The following is a 309-nucleotide window of genomic DNA, read 5'->3' as shown; positions in this document are numbered from 1 at the left end:
CGACCTTGGCTTTAGCGAAGCGGTCTACGGATTTGGCGCAAGCGTCTTTTTTGTCGGTTATCTACTCTTTGAAGTTCCAAGCAATTTGCTGCTCTTGCGTGTCGGGCCGCGGCGCTGGATTGCGCGAATCATGGTGACATGGGGTCTTATCTCAGCCGCAAGGATGTTCGTCAACACTCCGACAATGTTCTATGTGATGCGGTTTCTCCTTGGCATTGCTGAAGCGGGCTTCTTTCCCGCAATTGTGCTTTACCTGACCTACTGGTTCCCGGCATCGCGGCGTTCGAAAGTTACCGCACTTTTCCTCAC

1 protein-coding gene is annotated in these 309 nt (G+C 52.8%); it reads left to right on the top strand.

The features are described from left to right. Positions 1-309, top strand: a 309-nt coding sequence (locus SB753_RS36085; RefSeq protein ID WP_410804890.1) for an MFS transporter, incomplete at both ends; no start/stop codon positions are given.

The sequence above is a fragment of the Paraburkholderia sp. SIMBA_053 genome (assembly GCF_046534895.1).
Lineage (GTDB): Bacteria > Pseudomonadota > Gammaproteobacteria > Burkholderiales > Burkholderiaceae > Paraburkholderia > Paraburkholderia caledonica.
Note: the sequence above shows the minus strand (reverse complement) of the source record. Positions and strands in the feature narration are given on the sequence as shown.